The 19,108-nt window shown below is 75.1% G+C and carries 16 protein-coding genes and 1 riboswitch; of the genes, 5 read left to right on the forward strand and 11 right to left on the reverse strand.

The annotated features are described in order from the left end of the window. Positions 1-14: 14 nt before the first annotated feature. The 4 genes from cobN to ACYQ0U_RS10615 all read left to right on the forward strand — a co-directional run bounded on the left by cobN (position 15) and on the right by ACYQ0U_RS10615 (position 6,075). Positions 15-3,557: a cobaltochelatase subunit CobN gene (gene cobN, locus ACYQ0U_RS10600; protein WP_459972472.1), complete on the forward strand. Its 3,543-nt coding sequence runs from the start codon at positions 15-17 to the stop codon at positions 3,555-3,557. Next, positions 3,554-4,270, forward strand: a complete 717-nt coding sequence (gene cobF / locus ACYQ0U_RS10605) for a precorrin-6A synthase (deacetylating) (protein ID WP_459972475.1) — start codon at positions 3,554-3,556, stop codon at positions 4,268-4,270. Before cobN ends, cobF begins: the two co-directional genes overlap by 4 nt. Before the next feature lie 18 nt (positions 4,271-4,288). Beyond that, the gene (locus tag ACYQ0U_RS10610; protein WP_459972478.1) at positions 4,289-5,008 is read left to right on the forward strand and encodes a cobalt-precorrin-6A reductase; all 720 of its coding nucleotides are present in this window, start codon (positions 4,289-4,291) and stop codon (positions 5,006-5,008) included. A gap of 137 nt (positions 5,009-5,145) precedes the next feature. After that, the gene (locus ACYQ0U_RS10615; protein WP_459972481.1) at positions 5,146-6,075 is read left to right on the forward strand and encodes a TolB family protein; all 930 of its coding nucleotides are present in this window, start codon (positions 5,146-5,148) and stop codon (positions 6,073-6,075) included. Between the two features lie 74 nt (positions 6,076-6,149). On the opposite strand, the gene ACYQ0U_RS10620 is transcribed toward ACYQ0U_RS10615, so the two are convergent. The 7 genes from ACYQ0U_RS10620 to ACYQ0U_RS10650 form a co-directional block, all read right to left on the reverse strand. Next, positions 6,150-6,944 carry a CbtA family protein gene (locus tag ACYQ0U_RS10620; protein WP_459972483.1) on the reverse strand — a complete coding sequence of 265 codons (795 nt, stop codon included), beginning with the start codon at positions 6,942-6,944 and terminating at the stop codon, positions 6,150-6,152. Next, positions 6,944-7,162, reverse strand: coding sequence for a CbtB domain-containing protein (locus ACYQ0U_RS10625; protein WP_459972485.1), 219 nt, complete (start codon positions 7,160-7,162; stop codon positions 6,944-6,946). Before ACYQ0U_RS10625 ends, ACYQ0U_RS10620 begins: the two co-directional genes overlap by 1 nt. 65 nt (positions 7,163-7,227) lie before the next feature. Next, the gene (locus ACYQ0U_RS10630) at positions 7,228-8,205 is read right to left on the reverse strand and encodes a cobalamin biosynthesis protein (protein ID WP_459972487.1); all 978 of its coding nucleotides are present in this window, start codon (positions 8,203-8,205) and stop codon (positions 7,228-7,230) included. Then, positions 8,202-9,230: a nicotinate-nucleotide--dimethylbenzimidazole phosphoribosyltransferase gene (gene cobT, locus ACYQ0U_RS10635; RefSeq protein WP_459972489.1), complete on the reverse strand. Its 1,029-nt coding sequence runs from the start codon at positions 9,228-9,230 to the stop codon at positions 8,202-8,204. Before cobT ends, ACYQ0U_RS10630 begins: the two co-directional genes overlap by 4 nt. Further along, on the reverse strand, positions 9,230-11,545 hold the full coding sequence (gene cobBC, locus ACYQ0U_RS10640) for a bifunctional hydrogenobyrinic acid a,c-diamide synthase/histidinol phosphate aminotransferase CobBC (RefSeq protein ID WP_459972491.1): 2,316 nt from the start codon (positions 11,543-11,545) through the stop codon (positions 9,230-9,232). The genes cobT and cobBC overlap by 1 nt, the downstream gene beginning before the upstream one ends. Then, positions 11,539-12,153, reverse strand: coding sequence for a cob(I)yrinic acid a,c-diamide adenosyltransferase (gene cobO, locus ACYQ0U_RS10645; RefSeq protein ID WP_459972493.1), 615 nt, complete (start codon positions 12,151-12,153; stop codon positions 11,539-11,541). Before cobO ends, cobBC begins: the two co-directional genes overlap by 7 nt. After that, positions 12,153-14,096 carry a VWA domain-containing protein gene (locus ACYQ0U_RS10650; protein WP_459972495.1) on the reverse strand — a complete coding sequence of 648 codons (1,944 nt, stop codon included), beginning with the start codon at positions 14,094-14,096 and terminating at the stop codon, positions 12,153-12,155. Before ACYQ0U_RS10650 ends, cobO begins: the two co-directional genes overlap by 1 nt. A gap of 37 nt (positions 14,097-14,133) precedes the next feature. Continuing rightward, a riboswitch (cobalamin riboswitch) is annotated at positions 14,134-14,282 on the reverse strand. A 45-nt stretch (positions 14,283-14,327) separates the two neighbouring features. Here ACYQ0U_RS10650 and cbiE point away from each other — a divergent pair. Continuing rightward, positions 14,328-15,518, forward strand: coding sequence for a precorrin-6y C5,15-methyltransferase (decarboxylating) subunit CbiE (gene cbiE / locus ACYQ0U_RS10655; RefSeq protein ID WP_459972497.1), 1,191 nt, complete (start codon positions 14,328-14,330; stop codon positions 15,516-15,518). On the opposite strand, the gene cobM is transcribed toward cbiE, so the two are convergent. Genes cobM through ACYQ0U_RS10675 form a run of 4 tightly spaced genes read right to left on the reverse strand, consistent with a single transcriptional unit; the run spans position 15,485 to position 19,081 of the window. Continuing rightward, a complete protein-coding gene (gene cobM / locus ACYQ0U_RS10660; RefSeq protein WP_459972499.1) occupies positions 15,485-16,222 on the reverse strand; it encodes a precorrin-4 C(11)-methyltransferase in 738 nt (245 codons plus the stop codon). The genes cbiE and cobM overlap by 34 nt on opposite strands. Continuing rightward, a complete protein-coding gene (locus ACYQ0U_RS10665; protein WP_459972501.1) occupies positions 16,219-17,679 on the reverse strand; it encodes a precorrin-2 C(20)-methyltransferase in 1,461 nt (486 codons plus the stop codon). The genes cobM and ACYQ0U_RS10665 overlap by 4 nt, the downstream gene beginning before the upstream one ends. After that, on the reverse strand, positions 17,676-18,320 hold the full coding sequence (locus ACYQ0U_RS10670) for a precorrin-8X methylmutase (protein ID WP_459972502.1): 645 nt from the start codon (positions 18,318-18,320) through the stop codon (positions 17,676-17,678). The genes ACYQ0U_RS10665 and ACYQ0U_RS10670 overlap by 4 nt, the downstream gene beginning before the upstream one ends. After that, positions 18,317-19,081: a nitrite reductase gene (locus ACYQ0U_RS10675; protein ID WP_459972505.1), complete on the reverse strand. Its 765-nt coding sequence runs from the start codon at positions 19,079-19,081 to the stop codon at positions 18,317-18,319. Before ACYQ0U_RS10675 ends, ACYQ0U_RS10670 begins: the two co-directional genes overlap by 4 nt. Between the last annotated feature and the right edge of the window lie 27 nt (positions 19,082-19,108).

Here is a 19,108-nt window from a genome sequence, read left to right on the forward strand (position 1 = left end):
GGAGGAACCGCGGCATGCGGCTCGCCCTGCTGTCCACGTCCGACACCGACCTGCTCTCCGCGCGCGCCAGCGGTGCGGCCTGGGTCTGGGCCAACCCCGCGCGGTCCCTGCCGCCCCTGGACGACGTCGACCTGGTCGTCGTACGCCTGCTGGGGTCGCCGCACGACCTCGACCCGTGGCGCGAGGCGCTGTTCACGGGCGGCCGGCCCGTGGTGGTGCTCGGCGGCGAGCAACAGCCGAGTGCGGAGCTGATGGAGCTCTCGACCGTGCCGATGGGCGTCGCGGCCGAGGCGCACCGCTACCTCGCCGAGGGCGGCCCGGCCAACCTCGCGCAGCTGCACGCCTTCCTCTCCGACACCGTCCTGCTGACCGGTGAGGGCTTCGGGCCGCCGGCCGCGGTGCCCGTGTGGGGCATGGCGGCGCGGCCCACGGACCGCCCACGGGTCGGCGTCCTCTACTACCGGGCCCACGAGGTCAGCGGCAACCACGCGTTCGCGCACGCGCTGTGCGACGCGATCGACGCGACCGGCGAGGCGGTCGGCGTCCCGGTCTTCGCCGGGAGCCTGCGGGCCGCGCCCGACGAGCTGTACGAGGCCCTCGGCACGCTCGACGCGCTGGTCGTGACCGTCCTCGCCGCCGGCGGCAGCGTGCCCGCCTCGGCGAGCGCGGGGGGCGACGACGAGACCTGGGACGTCGAGCGGATGGCCGCGCTCGACATCCCCGTCCTGCAAGGGCTCTGCCTCACGAACAGCCGCGCCGACTGGGAGGAGTCCGACGACGGCGTCAGCCCGCTCGACTACGCCAACCAGATCGCGATCCCGGAGTTCGACGGGCGGATCAGCACCGCGCCGTTCTCGTTCAAGGAGGTCGACGAGGACGGGCTCCCCCGCTACGTCGCCGACGCCGAGCGGTGCCGCCGGGTCGCGCGGATCGCGGTCAACCACGCCCGGCTGCGGCACGTGCCGAACGCCGAGAAGCGGCTCGCGCTCGTGCTCTCGGCGTACCCCACCAAGCACGCACGGATCGGCAATGCCGTCGGTCTCGACACCCCGGTCTCCGCGATCCGGCTGCTCCGGCGGCTGCGCGAGGAGGGGTACGACGTCGGTGACCTGCCGTTCCTCGACCTCGACGACGACACAGCGGCCGGGGACGCGCTGATCCACGCGCTCATCGACGCCGGCGGCCAGGACGAGGAGTGGCTGACCTCTGCCCAGCTGACCGACGCGCATGTGCGGATCACCCCGGACCAGTACGCCGCCTGGACCGCCGACCTGCCCGACGAGCTCCGCGACGCGATGACCGAGGCGTGGGGCGAGGCCCCCGGCTCGCTGTTCGTCAACGACGACGGGGACCTGGTCCTGGCCACCCTGCAGGCCGGCAACGTGGTGATCCTCATCCAGCCGCCCCGCGGCTTCGGGGAGAACCCGGTCGCGATCTACCACGACCCCGACCTGGCCGTCACGCACCACTACCTGGCGGCGTACCGCTGGCTCGAGCACGGGTTCCGGGCCGACGCCGTGGTCCACCTCGGCAAGCACGGCTCGCTGGAGTGGCTGCCCGGCAAGAACGCCGCGCTCTCCCCTGCGTGCGGGCCGGACGCCGCGCTCGGGAGCCTGCCGCTGGTCTACCCGTTCCTGGTCAACGACCCGGGCGAGGGCGCGCAGGCCAAGCGGCGCGCGCACGCCACGATCGTCGACCACCTGGTGCCCCCGATGGCCCGCGCGGAGTCCTACGGCGACATCGCGCGGCTCGAGGGGCTGCTCGAGGAGTACGACAAGATCTCGACGATGGACCCGGCCAAGCTGCCGGCGATCCGCGGCGAGATCTGGCAGCTGATGCACGCCGCCGAGCTGCACCGCGACCTCGGGCTGGACGAGCGTCCGGGCGACGAGGAGTTCGACGACTTCCTGCTGCACGTCGACGGCTGGCTCTGCGAGATCAAGGACGCCCAGATCCGCGACGGCCTGCACGTGCTCGGCGCCGCGCCGACCGGCGAGGCGCGGGTCAACCTGGTGCTCTCGATCCTCCGCGCCGCCCAGGTCTGGGGCGGCGTCGGCAACGCGGTGCCCGGCCTGCGCGCCGCGCTCGGGCTCAAGGAGGGCGCGGAGCTAGCGGCGGTCGACGAGGCCGAGACGCGGGCACGAGCGCTGATCGAGGCGATGGAGGCGGCCGACTGGGACCCGGCGGTCGTGTCGACGCTGCACGACGAGCCGGACGTCCAGCGGGTGCTGACGTTCGCGGCCACCGAGGTCGTGCCGCGCCTCGCCCGGACGACCGACGAGCTCGACGCCGTCCTGCACTCCCTCGCCGGTGGTTTCGTGCCGGCCGGACCGTCCGGCTCTCCCCTGCGCGGCCTGGTCAACGTCCTCCCGACCGGCCGCAACTTCTACACCGTCGACCCGCGCGCCGTGCCGTCGCGGCTGGCCTGGCAGACCGGCCAGGCGATGGCGGACTCGCTGCTCGGGCGCTACCTCGACGAGACCGGCACCTACCCCGCCTCCGTGGGCCTCAGCGTCTGGGGCACCTCGGCGATGCGCACGAGCGGAGACGACGTCGCCGAGGTGCTCGCGCTGCTCGGCGTACGCCCCGAGTGGGACGCCGAGTCGCGCCGGGTCCGCGAGCTCGTGGTCGTGCCGCTCGAGGAGCTCGGCCGACCGCGCATCGACGTGACGGTGCGGATCTCGGGCTTCTTCCGCGATGCCTTCCCGCACGTCGTCGCGATGCTCGACGACGCGGTGCGGATGGTGGCCGAGCTCGACGAGCCGCACGAGCAGAACTTCGTGCGCGCCCACGCGCAGGAGGAGATGGGCGACCACCGCGACTGGCGCCGCGCGACGACCCGGATCTTCGGCTCCAAGCCAGGGTCGTACGGCGCCGGCATCCTCCAGGCGATCGAGTCCGGCTCGTGGCGCGACGACCAGGACCTCGCCGAGGTCTACACGGCGTGGGGCGGGTTCGCCTACGGCCGCGACCTCGACGGCGTACCCGCGGCCGACGACATGCGCGCGAACTACCGGCGGATCAAGGTGGCGGCGAAGAACGTCGACTCGGCCGAGCACGACATCGCCGACTCCGACGACTACTTCCAGTACCACGGCGGCATGGTGGCGACGGTCCGCGCGCTCACCGGCGCCGATCCCAAGGCCTACGTCGGCGACTCGACCACCCCCGACGCGATCCGCACCCGGACGCTCGCGGAGGAGACCGCACGCGTCTTCCGGGCGCGGGTCGTCAACCCGCGCTGGATCGCGGCGATGCAGCGGCACGGCTACAAGGGCGCGTTCGAGCTGGCCGCGACCGTCGACTACCTGTACGGCTTCGACGCCACGGCCGGCGTCGTGCACGACTGGATGTACGACAAGCTCGCCCGCGAGTACGTGCTCGACGAGACCAACCAGCAGTTCCTGCGGCAGTCGAACCCGTGGGCGCTGCGCGGCATCGTCGAGCGGCTGCACGAGGCCGCCGACCGCGGTCTGTGGGAAGACCCGGACGCCGACGTGCTCGCGGAGATGCAACGCGTGTACCTCGACGTCGAGGGCGAGCTGGAGGACCGATGAGGAGGCTGCTCGTCATCGGCGTCGGCATGGGGCCGCAGCACGTCACCGCCGAGGCCGCCGCCGCGCTGCGGTCGGTGGACTACGTCGTGGCCTTCCAGAAGTCCGACGACGACTCCCTGCTCTCGGTGCGAGAGGCCATCTGCCGCGAGCACGGCGACCCGCCGGTCGTGGTCGTCACCGACCCGCGGCGCGACCGGGACAACCCGGCCGACTACCCCGCCGCCGTACGCGAGTGGCACGCGGCGCGCGTCCGCGCGTGCCGGGAGGCGCTGGAGCGGCCGGGCGACGTCGCGATGCTGGTGTGGGGCGACCCGTCGCTCTACGACTCGACGCTGCGGCTGGTGGCGGAGCTGCCGGGGTTCGAGGTCACCGTGGTCCCCGGGATCAGCGCCCCGCAGCTGCTCGCCGCGCGGCACGGGATCGTGCTCCACGAGGTCGGCCGGCCGGTGCACGTGACGACCGGGCGGCGGCTGCGGGCCGCGGTCAACGCCGGACAGGACAACCTGGTCGTGATGCTGAACCGGAACCTCGACCTCGCCGGGCTCGACGACTGGTCGATCTGGTGGGGCGCCAACCTCGGGACCCCGTCCGAGGCCCTGGTCTCCGGACGGGTCGTCGACGTGCTGCCGGCCGTCGAGTCGGCGCGGTCTCACGCTCGCGAGACGGCCGGCTGGGTCATGGACGTCTACCTGCTGCGGGCTCCGTCGCGATGAGGCCGCGATGAGGTCGCGATGAGGCTGCTCATCCTCGGCGGCACCTCGGAGGCCCGCGAGCTCGCGGGCCTCCTGGTCGATGCCGGGATCGACGTCACCTCCTCGCTCGCCGGTCGGGTGGCCGAGCCCCGGCTGCCGGTCGGCGCGGTGCGCATCGGCGGGTTCGGCGGTGTCGAGGGGCTGAGAGCCGCGCTGGCCGAGTACGACGCCGTCGTCGACGCCACCCATCCGTTCTCCGCGCAGATGTCCGCCCACGCGGCCGCCGCCTGCACCGACACCCCCCTGCTCCGCCTGGAGCGGCCGGGCTGGGTGCCCCACCCCGCCTGGGTGTACGTCGACACGCACGAGGAGGCGGCGACGGTCGCCGCCGACCTAGGTTCGCGGCCGTTCCTGACCGTCGGCCGCCAGGAGCTGTCGCGCTTCGTGCCGTCGCTCGGTGGCCGTGCGGTGCTGGCCCGCGTGGTCGACGTACCGTCCTTCGCGCTGCCCGCCCCGTGGGCGGTCGTCACCAGCCGCGGGCCGTACTCGCTCGACGGCGAGCTCGACCTGATGGACGGGCACGCTGCCGACGTCCTCGTCACCAAGGACTCCGGCGGCACCTACACCCAGCCGAAGCTGGACGCCGCGGCGGCGCGGGACGTGCCGGTCGTGGTCGTACGACGGCCTCCGGGCCCGGCCGGCGTGCCCCGGGTCCGCGAGGTCACCGACGCCGCCTGCTGGGTGTTCGCGCGCTGCTGACGTCCGTCCCCGTGACTACTCCGTGCCGCCGGGCGTGACCGTCGACCACACCCCCAGGACCATCTGATCTGGGTATGACCCACACGCGGATCCTGTGTCAGCGTCGGAGCCTAACGGCTCGAGCGAGGAGCATCGTCATGGGATTCATCTCGGGAGGCGTCCGCGTCCTCGCGGTCGCCGTGGTCGGCGCCGCCGCGGCGCTCACCACCGTGGGAAGTGCGCCGGCCGAAGCGGCCTACCCGGGCGACGACGGACAGATCGCGTTCGTCCGCGCCAACCAGATCTACAAGATGAGCGCCACCGGTCGATCGGTGACCCGCCTGACCTCGGTCGGCAAGAACTACCGGCCGAAGTGGTCCCCCGACGGGAGGCGGATCGCCTACGTCCACGAGACCACCGACGGCCGGCACGACCTCTGGGTCATGTTCGCCAACGGCGGCGGCAAGCGCCCGGTCACGAGGAGCGGCGACGTCACCTCGGCGGGCGCATCGTGGTCGCCGGACGGCACCACTCTCGCCTATGCCGCGGACGGCGCGCTCCAGCTGGTCTCAGCCCAGGGCGGCTCGCCCACGACACCGTCCGGCTACGAGAGCAACAGCTGGTGTGCGCTCAACCCCTTGCCGGAGATCCCGGTCGACCGGTACCTGGCCTGGGCTCCGGACGGCGCGACGATCGCGCTCTACAACAGGGCGGACTGCTACTACGACTACGCGATGTGGTGGTTCCACCCGAGCACCGGTGAGACCTACCAGTACCGCGCGCTCGGTGCGGACTGCTGCGGCTACGCGGAGTGGACGGACCTGTTCTTCGGACCCACCGGCGAGTTCGGCTACAGCGAGCGCGACGGCGGCGACACCGGCGAGACCTACGGTCCGCGCCTGATCGTCTACCCCGGATTCGCCTCGCGACCCGGCGACACCGGTGGAGCCCCCTCGCCATCAGGCCGGTTCATGGCCTTCACCAACAACGCCTCCGGCACGGCGTACGTGATGCGCGCCGACGGTGACGGAACCGACCGGCGTCGGCTCACCACCGGCTACCAGCCCGACTGGCAGCCGCGGGACTGACTGCTCACCGGGGACGTCATCCGGACTGGTCGTCCGGGCAGCCACCTCGTATGACGTCCCGGTGGAAGGCCGACCTACAGCGACGCGGCCAGCTCCCGCCGCGCGGCGAGCGCGGACTCCCGCTGCCACAGCCGGCCGAGCAGGCCGACGAGCACGACGCCGATGACGCCCCAGAGCGTGGCGAGCGTGAGCAGCGAGGCGCGGCGGAAGTACCAGAGGGTGTCGGCCGGGAAGTCGCCGATCTCGTTGACCGTCGGGAACAGCTGGCCGGCCAGCACCATCACCGCCAGGTAGGCGGCACCGCCCCCGACCACCACGACGTAGCCGCCGAGGCGAGGCAGCAGCCGGGCGGCGACCACCACGACGGCGACCGCCACCACGACCGAGAGCAGCAAGAAGCCGAAGTACGCCGCCGTCCGCTCGCCGATGGTGTCGCCCGAGCCGACCGCGGGTGGGGTGGCCGGGTACTTCAGGAACGGCACCAGTCCGACGGACACGAAGCCCACCAGGGTGACGAGCGCGGTCGAGCCCCGGACGCCGAGGCGGCCGAGCCGGCCCGCGGCCACGGCGGCCCCGAGACCGACCAGGCCGCCGAGAGCGACGCCGACGGCCACCGAGGCGGTCCAGAGTCCCCAGGTGCGCTGGGTGGAGCGGGAGACGGCGGCGTCCTCGTCACCGTGGGAGTGGGACTCGGCCCCGGACTCCGACCCGGACTCGGCATGCGTGTGCCCGTCCGAGGCGGCCGCCTCCTCGAGGGCGATGGCGCGCTCGACATGCGGCTCGCCCACCTGGTGGGCGACGAAGAACGTGGCGAGGCCGGCGAGCAAGCCGGCGAGCAACCCACGAACCAGGAAGGCCCGGGCACTCATCAGTGGCAGGGGAAGCCGAGCAGGTGCCGACCGTCGTGGACCCACTCGTGGACCGCGGTGCCCGCGGGGATCGAGACCGCGCCCTGGTCGGCGCTGATGAAGAACAGGGCCAGGACCGCGAGCAGGCCGAAGAAGATCAGCCAGGGAGCGAGCTCCCGCAGCGGGATGGTGGGCACGGACGGGGCGCCGGCGACGGGCGCCGCAACGGGGTGCGACATGTGTCCTCCTCAGGGATTTCTGCGTCCCTGGTCGTTGGGGTGAAGACGATCGCTCGGGTCTGACTTCACCGCACCCGGCCTGCCCTGGAGCGAGCTGGAGGCGATGTCACAGTAGCGCGACTGTGCCGGACTCCCACCGGCTTCCTCGCGATCGTGAGCAGGACTCTAGCGGACGCCGCGACCAGTACGGCGCCGACGCCCACGCGCCGCGCGAGCGCGGTCGCCCGGGGGATGTCGCCGGGCTCGGCGGGACGCCCGTCGCCCAGCACCGCCCGGTGCTCGACCCGCCCGCCGGGATAGGTGTTCGTGCCGCCCAGCCGGATGCCCAGCGACCCGGCGAACGCCGCCTCGACCACGCCCGCGTTCGGGCTCGGGTGGGCCGCCGCGTCGCGTCGCCAGGCCCGCCACGCGTCGCCGGCGTGGGACGGAGAGGCCAGCAGGACAAGGGATCCGGCCAACCGGGAGCCCGGCAGGTTCAGCAGGTCGTCGAGCCGCGCGGAGGCCCAGCCGTACCGCTCGTAGCGCGTGCTGCGGTGCCCGACCATCGCGTCGAGGGTGTTCACCGCGCGGTACCCCAGCAGCCCCGGAACGCCCAGCAGCGCTCCCCACACGAGCGGCGCGACGACCGCGTCGGAGGTGTTCTCCGCGACCGACTCGACGACGGCCCGCGCGACCTCGGACTCCGACAACGTGGAGGTGTCCCGCCCGACGAGGTGGGTCAGCCGCTCCCGGGCCGCGGGCAGGTCGCCCGCCATGAGGAGCGCGTGCACGGCGGCCGCCTCGCGCTCCAGCGACCGGCCGCCGAGCACCGTCCACGTCGCGAGCGCGGTGGCGCCCGGCGAGCGGGCGACCCCGAGCCCGACCGCCACGGTCCCGCCCAGCAGCACGGTCAGGTGCGTGACGCCCCGCCGGCGGGAGTCGGCGTAGAGCACGCGCTCGAGCGCCCGGGCCGCGCGCCCGAACCCCGCGACCGGGTGGAAGCGGGCGGGGTCGCCGAGCAGCCGGTCGGCGGCGTACCCCAGCAGCAGCCCGGACGCGGTCACAGCTCGGACAGCAGGGCCACGTCGCGCAGCAGGGCCGACGCGCTCCGCACGAGGGGCACCGCCGCCACCGCCCCCGACCCCTCGCCCAGCCGGAGCTGGAGGTCGAGCAGCGGCTCGAGGCCCATCTCGGCCAGCGCCAGCGTCTGCGCGGGCTCGGTCGAGCGGTGGCCGGCGGCGAACCACTGCGCGGCACCGGGCTCCATCCGGTCGGCCACGAGCGCGCTGGCGACGCTCATCAGCCCGTCGAGGAGGACGGGTACGCCGTCCTGCGCGGCCGCCAGCAGGTAGCCCGTGGTCGCGGCGAGGTCCGCGCTCCCGAGCGCGGCCAGCAGCTCGACGGGGTCCGCGGTGCGGGCGCCGGCCCGGCAGAGCGCCGCGTCGATGACCGACGCCTTGTGTGCGAGCGTGGCGTCGTCGATGCCGGTGCCGCGGCCGACCGCCTCGGCCGCCGGCAGGCCGAGCACGGCGGCGACCAGCGCGGTCGCCGGCGTGGTGTTGCCGATGCCCATGTCGCCGCTGAGCAGCAGCTGCGCACCCGCCTCCTCCCGGGCCACCGCGGCGCCGGCGGCCAGCGCCGTGCGGGTCTCGTCGAGGGTGAGGGCGTCCTCGACGTGGATGGCGCCGCTCGACCGCCGGACCTTGTGCGCGGTCAGCGCCGCGCGCACGTCCTCGGGCAGGTCCTCGAAGTCCTCGTCGACACCGAGGTCGAGCACGCGCACCCGGACGCCGTGCGCGGCCGCGAGCGCCGACACCGCGGCCCGCCCGGTGAGGAAGGTCCGCACCATCGCGCCGGTGATCGCGGGCGGGAACGCCGAGACGCCGTGCTGAGCGACGCCGTGGTCGCCGGCGAAGATCACCAGCCGCACGTCCGCGACCTCCGCCGGCGGCACCCGACCCTGGCAGGCGGCCAGCCAGACGCCGAGCTCGCCGAGGCGGCCCAGCGCCCCCGGCGGGGTGGCCAGCGCGCCGAGCCGCTTGGCGGCGTGGCCGCGGGCGATCTCGGACGGGGCGGAGACGTAGGCCATCAGCGGGTTCCCTTCAGGGCGGCGAGGAGCCGGCCGGTGGTGTCGGGCGGGCGCACGGCGATGCGCACCCAGGAGCCGTCGAGGCCCGGGAAGGTGTCCGCACGGCGTACGGCCACGCCGCGGTCGCGCAGCGCGGCGTGCACGCCCTCGCCGACCCGCGCCAGGACGAACGGCGCCGCGGACGGAACGTGCTCGATCCCCAGCCCGCCCAGCCCGTCGGTGAGGACCGAGCGCCAGGTGGCCAGGGTGGCCGCCCGCTCCTCCGCCTCGGACAGCGCGGTGGGAGCCAGGCAGGCGACGGTCGCGGCGACCGCCGGCGCGGACACCGACCACGGCACCTGCCCGCGAGCGAGCGCGGCGACGACGTCGGCGTCGCCGACGACGTACCCCGCCCGGATGCCGGGAATCGACCAGTGCTTGGTGAGGCTGCGGACCACCAGCACGCCCGGTTCCCCGGCCAGGGACTCCCGCTCCCCGGGCACGGCGTCCATGAACGCCTCGTCGACCACCACCAGCCGGCCGTCGCGGCAGAGCTTCCGCACCGCGGCCGCCGGGTGCAGCACGCCCGTCGGGTTCGTGGGGTTGCCGACGACGACCAGGTCGGCGTCCTCGGGCACGGCCTCGGGGTCGAGCGCGAACCCGTCCTCGGCGCGGCAGAGCACGGTCCTGACGGCGTGGCCGGCCTGCTCGAGCGCGGCGTGCGGCTCGGTGAACTGCGGGTGCACCGCGACCGGCCGCCGCCACGGCCGCAGCCGCGCGACCAGGGAGAACGCCTCGGCGGCGCCCGCGGTGGGCAGCACCTCGTCGGCGGCCCGGCCGTGCCGTCGCGCGATCGCCTCGATGGCCGGCCGGGCGTCCGGATAGGCACTGGCGCCGTCGACCGCCGCGTGCAGGGCCTCGTCGAGCCACGTCGGCCGCGGCCCGTCGAAGACGTTCACGGCGAAGTCCAGCAGCCCGGGGGTGGCCTCGACGTCGCCGTGGTGGCGCAGGGAGTCCAGCCGCGGCGCGTGCACGGCCTCGGCGAACCGCTGCGCGAGGTGGGGGTGCCCGGCCCAGTGCACGTGGAGGTACGACGCGTGCAGCGTCGGCCCCGTGACGTCGCCCTCCGGGGTCGTGCGCGTGCGGTGGAACTCGTGCCCGGTGACCTGCTCCCCCGCCCGCAGCAGCAGCGAGTCCGCCTCGGCCGTGACGACCGGGTAGCGCAGCGTGAGCCGGTCGGTCATCTCGGCCGCGACCGGCACCGCCCCCGCCATGGGTACGCCGTCCAGCGACTCGGCGAGGTACAGCAGCCCGGCGCACTCGGCGACCGTCGGCACACCGGCGGCCACGGCGGCCCTCAGGTCGCGCAGCAGGCTGGTGTTGGCGCCGAGCTCGCCGGCGTACACCTCCGGGAAGCCGCCGCCCAGGTAGATCCCGCGGGTCCCGGCGGGCAGGGCGGCGTCGGTGAGCGGGTCGAAGGTGACCACGCGGCAGCCGGCGGCCTCGAGCAGCTCCTCGGTCTCGGCGTAGCGGAACGTGAACGCCCGTCCCCCGGCCATCGCCACCACCGGCCGGGCTTCGCCCGTCGACGTGACCGGCGGGGTGACCGGCGGTGTCCACGGGACGGCGTCGAGGTCGGGCGCCGACCGCGCCGCGTCCAGCAGCGCGTCGAGGTCGAGGTGCCGCGCGACCTGCTCGCCGAGCTCGGCGATGGTCCGCTCGGACTCCACGCGCTCGGCCGTCGGCACCAGGCCGAGGTGGCGTGAGGGCGCGGCGAGCCCGTCGTCGTGCGGCAGCACGCCGAGCACGGGGAGGTCGAGGGCGCGGACGATCTCGGCGGTGTTGCGCTCGGACCCCGCCCGGTTGAGCACGACCCCGGCCACGTGCAGCGAGGGGTCGAAGGCGGCCAACCCCGCGGCGATCGCCCCGACGGTCCGGGAGAGCCGGGCGACGTCGAGCACCAGCACGACCGGCGTCCGCGTCAGCGCCGCGACGTGGGCCGTCGAGGCGAACCCGTCGGTGCCCAGGCGCCCGTCGTAGAGCCCCATCACGCCCTCGACCACGGCGACGTCCGCGCCGCGCGCGCCGTGCAGGAGCAGCGGCACGACGAGGTCCTCGCCGACCAGGTGCGGGTCGAGGTTGCGGCCCGGCCGCCCGGTGGCGAGCGCGTGGTAGCCGGGGTCGATGTAGTCCGGCCCGACCTTGTGGCCGCTCACGCTCAGCCCTCGTCCGTGGGGCCCAGCAGCCCGCAGCGCCGCCATCAGCCCGGTGGCGACCGTGGTCTTGCCCTGCCCGGTGGACGGGGCGGCGACGACCAGCCGGGGCAGGGCTACCACTCGATGCCCCTCTGGCCCTTCTGCCCGACGTCCATCGGGTGCTTGACCTTGCCCATCTCCGTCACGAGGTCGGCGACCTCGACGAGGGCCGGGTCGGCGTACCGGCCGGTGATGACCACGTGCTGGTGGCCCGGACGGTCGGCCAGCGTCGTGACGACGTCGTCGACGTCGACCCAGCCCCACTTCAGGAGGTAGGTGAACTCGTCGAGCACCAGCAGGTCGTGCATCTGGTCGGCCAGGCGCCGCTTGATCTCGCCCCAGCCCTCGCGGGCCGCCGCCTCGTGGTCCTCGGCCTCGCCCTGCTTGCGGCTCCAGGACCAGCCCGAGCCCATCTTGTGCCACTCGACCGGCCCGCCCTCGCCGGTCTCCTCGTGCAGCCGCCCGAGCCGCTCGAGCACGGTCTGCTCACCGATGCGCCACTTCGCGGACTTCACGAACTGGAACACCCCGATCCGCCAGCCCTGGTTCCACCCGCGCAGCGCGAGCCCGAAGGCGGCGGTCGACTTCCCCTTGCCGTCTCCGGTGTGCACGACGACCAGGGGCCGGTTGCGGCGCTGCCGGGTCGTCAGCCCGTCGTCGGGTACGGCGATCGGCCGGCCCTGCGGCATCAGGCTGCTCCCCGCACGGCGCCGGTGAGCGCTGCCGCGCTGACCTCGGCGACGGGCACGTGCTCCGCGCCCAGCAGCTCGGCCAGGCGGACCGCGAGGCCGAGCCGGAGCGGACCGGTCTCGCCGTCGATGACGACCGTGGTGACGCCCAGGCCGGCGAGCCACGCGGCGGCCTGCTGGGACCGCTCGACCGCGTCCGTCCCGCCCGTGGCGCGACCGTCGGTCACGACGACCAGCAGCGGCCGCAGCCGAGGGTCCCGGATCCGCTCCCGCTCGACCACCTTCGCCGCCTCGAGCAGGCCCTCGGCGAGCGGCGTCCGGCCACCGGCGGGGATCTCGTCGAGCCGGACGGCCGCGACGTCGACCGACCGGGTCGGCGGGAGCACCAGCTCGGCCTGCTGGCCGCGGAAGGTGACCAGCCCGACCTTGTCGCGCCGGCGGTAGGCGTCGAGCAGCAGCGACAGGATCGCGGTCTTGACCTGGCCCATCCGCTTCCGCGCGGCCATCGAGCCGGACGCGTCGACGCAGAACAGCACCAGGTTCGCCTCCCGGCCCTCCCGGACCGCCGTGCGCAGGTCCTCGGGGCGCAGGGCCACCCGCCGCCCGTCGCGCTCGCGGGTCGCCTGCCGCGGTGCCGCGGCCAGCAGCGTCTCGACCAGGTGGAGCGAGCCGCTCCCGGCCCGGGCGCCGACGCGGCGTCCGCTGCTCGCCAGCGCCCGGCTGCGCCGACCGTCCGAGCCCTCGCCGAGCCCGCGGACCGTCAGCAGCCGCGGTTGGTACGGCGCCGACGCGGTCACCCTCGAGTCCGGAGCCGCGCCACCCGAGCCCGGCCCGCCGCTCTCGCCCTCGGTCGGCTCGCCGCCGCCTTCCGGCTCGGACGGCGCGGGGTCCTCCTCGGGTGGGGGCGGCGAGTCCTCGGGCGGCTCGGGCGGCAGGTCCTCGTCGCCGAGGATCCGGTCGAGCAGCTCCTCGTCGAGGCCGGGAGCGTCGAAGGGGTTGCGCCGGCGGCGGTGCGGCAGCGCGAGCAGCGCCGCCTGCCGGATGTCGGCCTTGGTGACCTCGTCCCGCCCCTCCCATGCGGCATGGGCGACCGCGGCCCGGGCGGTGACGATGTCGGCGCGCAGCCCGTCGACCTCGAAGGCCGCGCAGACCTCGGCGATCTTCGCGAGCGCGGCGTCGGACAGGTGGACCTTGCCGACCCGCTCGCGCGCCGCCTCGATCCGGGCGGTCAGCGCCTCCTCGTCCACGCGGTAGCGGTCGGCGAAGGCGGTGGGGTCGGCGTCGTGGGCCATCCGCCGCCGGACCACCTCGGCCCGGAGCGCCGGGTCTCGCGGCGCGGCGACCTCGACGGTGAGCCCGAACCGGTCGAGCAGCTGCGGCCGGAGCTCGCCCTCCTCGGGGTTCATCGTGCCGATGAGCACGAACCGCGCGGCGTGCTCGACCGAGACCCCGTCGCGCTCGACGGTCGCGCGGCCCATGGCGGCGGCGTCGAGCAGCAGGTCGACGAGGTGGTCGTGGAGGAGGTTGACCTCGTCGACGTAGAGGATGCCGCGGTGCGCGCGGGCCAGCAGCCCGGGCTCGTAGGCGACCGTGCCCTGCGACAGCGCCTGCTCGAGGTGCAGCGAGCCGAGGACCCGGTCCTCGGTCGCGCCGACCGGCAGCTCGACCAGGCGCACCGGCCGCGACTCGACCTCGGCGCCGGTGAACGGCGCGTCCGGGGACGTCGCCGACGGGTCGGCCGGGTCGGTGGAGAACCGGTCGCCGGCGTACACGTCGATCGGCGGCAGCACGGCGGCGAGCGCGCGGACGGTGGTGGACTTGGCCGTGCCCTTCTCGCCGCGGACCAGCACGCCCCCGATCTCGGGCGAGACGGTCGTGAGGACCAGGGCCAGCGTCATGTCGTCGGAGGCGACGACGGCGGAGAAGGGGTAGTGCAAAGGCATGGAGGCTCCCGCTCGGTTCGCCGGCTGGCGCTGCTGCCAGTCGGTCGGGCGCGGGGCCGGTCTTCGGACTTGTCGAGTCCCTCACCGGTAGGTGGGGCTCAATTCACCGCAGCGGGCCTGTGCCGGAGTCTCACCGGCTTCCCAGATTCTCCCCGCCGGCCGGCCCCACCGTTTCCGATGGCTGGACCGTTGGGGCACCTCGTGCCTGAGCAGTCACTGTAGCGTCTGCGCGTGATCACGGTCGTGGGCGTCGGCGCCGATGGATGGGACGGGCTCCCGGAGCGGCTGCGGCGGCTGGTGCTCGGTGCGCCGCTCGTCCTCGGCGGCGCGCGCCACCTCGCGATGCTCCCCGACGTGCCGGGGCAGCGGCGCGAGCGCTGGCCCTCTCCCCTGCGCGACGGGCTCCCGGAGCTGGTCGGGGACGGCCCGGTCGTCGCCCTGGCCTCCGGCGACCCGCTCGTCTCCGGGGTGGGGACCACGTTCGTCGAGCTGTTCGGCCCCGACCGGGTCGTCGTCGAGCCGTTCGTCTCGTCGGTCTCCCTCGCCCGCGCCCGGATGGGCTGGCCCGCCGAGACCACCGGCGTGGTCACGGTCGTCGGCCGCGACGCCCACGCGGTGCTGCGCGAGCTGGCTCCTGGGCGCCGCCTCATCGTGCTCTCCTCCGACACCTCGACGCCCGCCACGGTGGGCGCGCTGCTGGAGAAGGCGGGGTACGGCGCCTCGCGGATGACCGTGCTCGGCGAGCTCGGCGACGCCGACGAGTCCCGGGTCGAGGGCACCGCGGCCGAGCCGCCGTCCGCCGTACCGCCGCTGCACCTGCTGGCCCTGGAGCTCGACGGTCCCCCGCGCGGCGGCTGGGTCGCAGGGCTGGCCGACGAGCTGTTCGAGCACGACGGGCAGCTGACCAAGCGCGACGTCCGGGCCTCCGCGCTGGCGCGGCTCGCGCCCACGCCCGGCGAGCACCTCTGGGACGTCGGCGCCGGCGCGGGCTCGGTCGGCGTCGAGTGGATGCGCGCGCATCCCACCTGCACGGCCACGGCCGTCGAGGCCGACGAGGTGCGCGCGGCGCGGATCGGGCGCAACGCCCGCTCGCTCGGCGTGCCGACGCTCCGGGTGGTGCACGGGCGCGCGCCCGACGCCCTGGCCGGGCTGGACACGCCCGACGCGGTCTTCGTCGGCGGCGGCGCCACCGCGCCGGGCCTGCTCGACGCCTGCCTGGCGGCGCTGCGGCCGGGAGGCCGGCTGGTCGTCCACGGCGTGACGCTGGAGACCGAGCAGCTGCTCGCCGCGGCCTACCGTGAGCACGGCGGCGAGCTCACCCGGATCTCCGTCGAGACCTCGGCGCCGATCGGCTCCTTCACCGGCTGGAGGCCCGCGCGGTCCGTGACTCAGTGGGCGGTCCGCACCCGCTCCGGGTCGTAGAGGAACGACTCGCCGCCCGGCCGCGGGTCCAGTGCCCGGCCGACGATGATCACGGCCGCCTGGGTCAGGCCGGCCTCCTCGACCGCGTCCGCGATCGTCGCGACCGTGCCGCGCAGGACGAGCTCGTCGGGCTGGCTGGCGCGGTACACGACGGCGACCGGGCAGTCCGCGCCGTACTCCGGCGCGAGCTCGGCCATCAGCTCCCGCGTCCGGCGGATCGCCAGATGCAGCACGAGCGTCGCGCGGGTGGCGGCGAACGCCGCCAGCGACTCGGTCTCCGGCATCGCCGTCGAGCGGGCCTGGGTGCGCGTCAGCACCACCGACTGCGCCAGCAGCGGCACGGTGAGCTCGCGCCCGACCAGCGCGGCCGCGGCGGCGTACGCCGGCACGCCCGGTGTCACGTCCCACGGCACCCCGGCCGCGTCGAGCCGCCGGGCCTGCTCGGCGACGGCGGAGTAGACCGACGGGTCGCCCGAGACCAGGCGCACCACGTCGCGACCGGAGGCCAGCCACTCCGTGATCTGGTCCAGGTCGAGGTGCTGGCTGTCGACGAGCTCGGCGTCCGGGCTGACGTGGCCGAGGACCTCGGGGTCGAGGTAGGTGCCCGGGTAGAGCACCACGTCGGCGTCGGCCAGCAGCCGCGTGGCGCGCACGGTCAGCAGGTCCGCGGCCCCCGGCCCGGCGCCGACGAAGTGGACGGTCACTCGACGAACCTCGGCGTCCAGACGCCGTGCGGCCCGACGCGGGTGCTGTCGGCGCCGACGATCAGCAGGCACTTCATGTCGATCGTGGCCGGGTCGAGCTCGGCGAGCGTCGTGACCGTCAGCGACTCCTCGGCCCGCCCGACGTCGCGGCCGACGACCACGATCGTGTCGGGCTTCCGGTGCTCCAGCAGCACCTGCCGGGCGACCGCGATCTGCTCGGTGCGCGAGCGCGAGGCGGGGTTGTAGATCGCCAGGACCAGATCGGCCTCGGCGATCGCCCGCAGCCGCCGCTCGACGACCGACCACGGCTTGAGCCGGTCCGAGAGCGACACGACCGCGAAGTCCGCGCCGATCGGGGCGCCCGCCCGGGCCGCGACGGCCTGCACGGCGCTCACGCCGGGCAGGACGCGGATCGCGACGTCGGCGTACGCCGGATCCTCGGCGGCCTCGAACACCGCGGCCGCCATGCCGAACACGCCGGCGTCGCCGCCGGAGACGACCGCGACCCGCTCCCCCGCCTGCGCCAGGGAGAGCGCGTGGCGGGCCCGGTCGACCTCGACGGTGTTGCCGCTGCTGTGCTTGGTCAGCCCGGCGCGGTCGGGCACCCGGTCGACGTAGGGCCCGTAGCCGACGACGTGGTCGACGTGGGCCAGCGCGGACGAGACCTCCGGCGTGACCCAGCCGTCCGGGCCGGGCCCGAGGCCGACGACCAGCAGCTCGGCGGCGGGCCGGTGACGGCGGCGGCTGTCGCCGGTGACGACGACCAGGGAGAAGTACGGCACGGTGGTCGCGTCCACCTCCGCGACGGGCAGCCAGCGCTGCTCGGCCATCGAGGCCCGCTCGACGTAGACCGCGTCGTCGAGCCGGCCCGCGGCCTCGAGCGCCCGGCGCACGGCGGGGAACGTGCGGCCGAGCTTCATCACGACGGCCGCGTCGGTGTCGGCCAGCCGGCGGGTGAGCTCGGCCTCCGGCATCGTGCCCGGCAGCACCGTGAGCACGTCGGTCTGCCGCGCGAGCGGGCTCGCGGCCGCGGCGGTCGCGGCGGCGAAGGCCGGGACGCCGGGCACGATCTCGGTCTCGTAGCGCTCCGAGAGCCGGTCGTGCATGTACATGTACGACCCGTAGAACAGCGGGTCCCCCTCCGCGAGCACCACCACGTCGCGCCCGGCGTCGAGGTGCGCGGCCAGCCGCGCGGCCGCGGCCTCGTAGAACTCGGCCATGGCGCCGGCGTACCCGCCCGGGTGCTCGGTGGTGCCGGTGGTCACGGGGTAGGTGAGCTGCTCCTCGACGACGCCCGCGGGGAACAGCTCGGCGGCGATGCGCCGCGCGTTGGAGTCCTTGCCCACGCCCGCGTGGTAGGCGATGACGTCCGCGCTCCCGATGAGCCGCGCGGCCTTGCGGGTGATCAGCTCGGGGTCGCCGGGGCCGACCCCGACGCCGTACAGCCGGCCGCTCACTCCTCCTCCTGGGCCAGCGCGTTGAGGGCGGAGGACGTCATCGCGGAGCCGCCGCGGCGGCCGACCACCGTCACGTAGGGGATGTCCAGGTCGAACTCGATGAGCGCCTGCTTGGACTCGGCCGCCCCGATGAACCCGACCGGGCAGCCGACGATCGCCGCCGGGCGCGGTGCGCCGTCGAGGAGCATCTCGAGCAGGTGGAACAGCGCCGTCGGGGCGTTCCCGATCGCGACGACCGCGCCGTCGAGATGCGGCTCCCAGAGCGAGACCGCCGCGGCCGTGCGGGTCGTGCCCCACTCCCGCGCGAGCGACGGGACGCGCTCGTCGTTGAGCAGGCAGAGCACGTCGTTGTCGCGCGGCAGTCGGCTGCGGGTGACTCCGGTCGCGACCATCGTGGCGTCGCAGAGGATCGGCCGGCCGTCCTCCAGCGCGGCCCGCGCGGCCGTCACCAGGCCGGGGTGCACGCGGACGTCGCGGGCGAGGTCGACCTGCCCGCTGCCGTGGATCATCCGCACGACGAGCTTCTCCGCATCGAGGGGTACGGCGGTGAGGTCGGCCTCGCGCCGGATGGTGGCGAACGAGTCGACGTAGATGTCGGGGCCGCTCGTGACGTAGTCGTAGCGGCGGGCGGGAGGCCTCACGGGAGCAGCACCCCCTTCCAGGGCGTGATCACGAGGTCGTCGGCATCGAGCCGCCCCACGAGGGCGCGGTCGATGCCGTCGGCGGCGGGGAGGTGGCGCTCGCCGTACGGGATCGGCTCGACGGGGTCCGGCGCGCGGGCGTCGCGCTCGCGCGGCGGCGTCAGCGGTGCCGGCAGCTCGGCGACGTGCCACTCGGTCGTGCGGAGGTCGAGGAAGGCGTGGGCGAGCGCGATGAGCGTGGGCACGGCGTCGGCGAGCGCGACGACCTCGCCCCAGCGGTCGCCCACGCGCAGCTGGACGCTCGCGTCGTCCAGCGCGACCAGGCCCAGGTCGCACGGGCGCTCGGGCAGGTCGAGCACGAACAGGAACCGCCCCGGCAGCTCGGACAGCCGCTCGTCGGCGCACAGCAGCCGGTCGAGCTCGTGCGCGACCGGCCACAGGTGCTCGGACCGCGGCGCCACCATGATGTTGCGCACCAGCTCGTGGGTGAGCGAGGGCAGCAGCCCGGTCCCCTCGATGGCCGCCAGCGCCTCGGGGGTCAGCCGGCCGTCGGCGCCGGGGAGCCCGCGCAGCTGGAGGTTGGCCCGCCCGGTGAGATGCACGCGGCCGTCGCCGTACTGCTCCGCGACGGCGACGAGGTCGCTCAGCTCGGTCCGGGTGATCTGCCCGCCGACGAGCCGGAGCCGCACGAGCAGCCCGTCGTCGGCCGGCCACGGACGCAGCGCCCCGGGGCACCGGTCGGGTCGGGTCCGTGTCGGCATCGCCCGCACCTGCTTCTGGCCAGGGAG

Source organism: Nocardioides pyridinolyticus, assembly GCF_054653575.1.

Bases quoted from the DNA above. Each gene is read 5' to 3' on its own strand.
- cobN (WP_459972472.1), top strand. From the start codon at position 15: ATGCGGCTCGCCCTGCTGTCCACGTCCGACACCGACCTGCTCTCCGCG.
- cobF (WP_459972475.1), top strand. From the start codon at position 3,554: ATGAGGAGGCTGCTCGTCATCGGCGTCGGCATGGGGCCGCAGCACGTC.
- ACYQ0U_RS10610 (WP_459972478.1), top strand. From the start codon at position 4,289: ATGAGGCTGCTCATCCTCGGCGGCACCTCGGAGGCCCGCGAGCTCGCG.
- ACYQ0U_RS10615 (WP_459972481.1), top strand. From the start codon at position 5,146: ATGGGATTCATCTCGGGAGGCGTCCGCGTCCTCGCGGTCGCCGTGGTC.
- ACYQ0U_RS10620 (WP_459972483.1), bottom strand. From the start codon at position 6,944: ATGAGTGCCCGGGCCTTCCTGGTTCGTGGGTTGCTCGCCGGCTTGCTC.
- ACYQ0U_RS10625 (WP_459972485.1), bottom strand. From the start codon at position 7,162: ATGTCGCACCCCGTTGCGGCGCCCGTCGCCGGCGCCCCGTCCGTGCCC.
- cobT (WP_459972489.1), bottom strand. From the start codon at position 9,230: ATGGCCTACGTCTCCGCCCCGTCCGAGATCGCCCGCGGCCACGCCGCC.
- cobO (WP_459972493.1), bottom strand. From the start codon at position 12,153: ATGCCGCAGGGCCGGCCGATCGCCGTACCCGACGACGGGCTGACGACC.
- ACYQ0U_RS10650 (WP_459972495.1), bottom strand. From the start codon at position 14,096: ATGCCTTTGCACTACCCCTTCTCCGCCGTCGTCGCCTCCGACGACATG.
- ACYQ0U_RS10675 (WP_459972505.1), bottom strand. From the start codon at position 19,081: ATGCCGACACGGACCCGACCCGACCGGTGCCCCGGGGCGCTGCGTCCG.